The 2550-nt window shown below is 63.4% G+C and carries 1 protein-coding gene and 1 pseudogene; one reads left to right on the top strand and one right to left on the bottom strand.

All coding sequences use genetic code 11. The features are described from left to right. Positions 1-242: 242 nt before the first annotated feature. A complete protein-coding gene (locus ACLARN_RS44000; RefSeq protein ID WP_409497435.1) occupies positions 243-1058 on the bottom strand; it encodes a DsbA family protein in 816 nt (271 codons plus the stop codon). Positions 1059-1940: 882 nt separating this feature from the next. On the opposite strand from ACLARN_RS44000, the pseudogene ACLARN_RS43995 reads away from it, so the two are divergent. Next, a pseudogene (locus tag ACLARN_RS43995) lies at positions 1941-2415 on the top strand (IS5 family transposase); the annotation flags it as partial. Positions 2416-2550: the final 135 nt, after the last annotated feature.

The raw sequence follows: 2550 nt of genomic DNA, 5'->3' as shown, positions 1-2550 counted from the left end.
CCCCGCGGCTCCAACCTCGTGAAACGACCCGAAATCCGCTCATGGACCCGACCCAGCTCAGCCACCACCATGTCCATCACCCGCAACATCATCCACTACCCATGCGAGTGCCGTTGCAGTACTAGGCACATAGGACGGGTCCCGTAAGCTCTGAATCTTCTCCAAGGTCAGTGTCACCGCCGCCAGGCCGAGGAAGCCGGCGACTGCGTATAGCCGAGCCAAGCTGCGGGGCGCGAGCGTCGTCATCCTTCGAGCGCCCGATCGATGCGGCCGCGCAGTTCCTCGGCGATGGCGTCGTAGGCCTTCCCGGTGGGCGCGAACTTCGTCCCGTTGACGAAGATCATCGGAGTTCCTGTGATGTCCGCTTGTTTACCGTCCGCGAGGTCGCGGTCGATGCGCTGCTGCACGGCGGGGGAAGCGGCGTCGGCACGGAACCGTGGCAGGTCGAGCCCGATCTCCTGGGCGTAGGTTTCGAACCGGTCCTGGGCGCGCGATCGGTCGTTGCCGATGGTCTGACCGTCGCCTGTGACAGCCCAGGCACGGTAGCCGCTGTAGAGCTTGTCGTACATCTCGTGGTACTTGCCTTGGAGCGCGGCTGCTTCGGCCGCCTTCCCAGCCGCGATCGCGAGCGGGTGAATCTCTAGCGGGAAATTCCGCGTCACGAAGGTGATTCTGTCGGCATAGTCCTGTTCGAGCTTCTTCGTGACGTTTTGATAGTAGGACTCGCACGCGGGACACTGGTAGTCCAGGAATTCGACGACGGTGACCGTGTTGTTCGACGCCTGCGTGAGCAGGTTGCTGTCTGGCTTCCGCAGCATCTCGGCCGGGACCACCCTCGGCCCGGGACCCGTTGAATCGCGCTGGTTGAAGATCAGCACCCCACCGATGACCAGGACGGCGACGACTGCGATCGCGATCGTCGTCCAGGCGTTGGCCGACAGCCCCTTCCTCACGGTCAATGGGTTCTGCTGTTTCTTTGCCATGGATAACGGACCTCCGTTTGGGTTTGTAGAGCCGGTGATCAGGACCGAGGTCCTTTCCGGGAGGTCGGAGGCCATGGCGCGCTGGTTCCTGCTCCTAATGTGATCTGTGTCATGTTACTTCATTGTGGGCGACCAGTTCGACCGGCCGGTGTCAGCCGGCCGGTCGAACTGGTCGCCAGAATCCGGGCACGCACCCACGCGGGCACCTGCTGACATCCAGCCCCACGCGGACGAAGACGGTGCGAAACGAAGTCGCGCATAGCGAGTGAACTCGTAGATTGAGTGCCGGCTGTGCCGGATGCGTAGTTCCTGACCAGTGTTCGAGGTCAGTCCCCGCTCTGACTTGCGTCGGCAGGCCCCGCTTGCCGAGGTGCGAAGCTCAGAGAAGAGGCCTAAGGAACCCTGTTTCGTCTAGGGGAGCTACCAGGCGAGGGGAAGGCCGGGACGGGCGAACTCAAGTGAAGGCTCGATGCTGCCTCGCTATCCCAAACCTTGGATGACGAGACGATCGCCAAGGTGAGGGGGCCTGGCCACTGGCAGAGGTGGCAAGCGGCGACCGGAAACGTTCTTGTCGGTCGCGGGAACACCGCTGGCCCCGGGGCTAGAGGGTGCCCACTCCGGCTGATTCTCGTGTGCCTGAACCGTGGAAACCCCGTCGAGGTCCGGGCTGCCAGGCTCGGTAGGCGGATCGCACGAGGGGCGGAACTCCTCGGCGGGACAGGATGCCCAAGAAGTGGAAGCCGCTAGCCGAAAGGTAACGGGAGTTTGCACCGCAAACACCGCTCCTCCAAGTGGGAGGTGCAACCGGCCCGGCCGGATGCCGACCAAGTGAGACCAGGCCGAAAGGGGCGCTGACGTGGGCAGGTGAGTTTGTGAAGACTGATGCCGTGATGCTCTTGAACCGAGGGACAAGTTGAACACCTGCAAGGTGAACGGACTTGACGACGGACTGAACCAAAAAGCGGGGCCCTGACCAGTCCCAGCCCGGCGGACCGGGGCAAGCCCGGTTCGAAGATCCATGTGCTGTCCGACCCGCGCAGCGCTGCCGATCGTGGTCGCGGTCTCCACCGCCAATACCAACGACTCTTACGCGCTCAAACCGCTGGTGATGGCGATACCCGCGATCACGTCGCGACGCGGTCCACGACGGCGCAAGCCCGGCAAGGTGCACGCCGACAAAGCCTACGAGCAACCCGAACTCCGGACCTGGGTTCGCGACCGCGGCATCAAGGTCCGCATCGCCCGCAAAGGCATCGACTCCAGCGAGAAACTCGGCAAGCGCCGCTGGGTGATCGAACGACCCATGGCCTGGCTCACTGGATACCGGCGCCTGACCCTGCGCTACGAACGCAAAGCCACCCACTTCCTGGCCTTCCTCACCCTCAGAGCCACCCTCACCTGCTGGAAGAAACTCCGCGAACACACCACATGAGACAAGCTCTAGTACTGCAACGGCACTCGCATGGGTAGTGGATGATGTTGCGGGTGATGGACATGGTGGTGGCTGAGCTGGGTCGGGTCCATGAGCGGATTTCGGGTCGTTTCACGAGGTTGGAGCCGCGGGGCC

Source organism: Amycolatopsis sp. cmx-11-12, from assembly GCF_046269425.1.
GTDB lineage: Bacteria > Actinomycetota > Actinomycetes > Mycobacteriales > Pseudonocardiaceae > Amycolatopsis.
This window is presented reverse-complemented; position numbering and strand designations above follow the sequence as displayed.

What these genes read in the sequence shown, in the direction of transcription:
- ACLARN_RS44000 (WP_409497435.1), bottom strand. Translation starts at nt 1,058, where the DNA reads ATGGCCTCCGACCTCCCGGAAAGGACCTCGGTCCTGATCACCGGCTCT.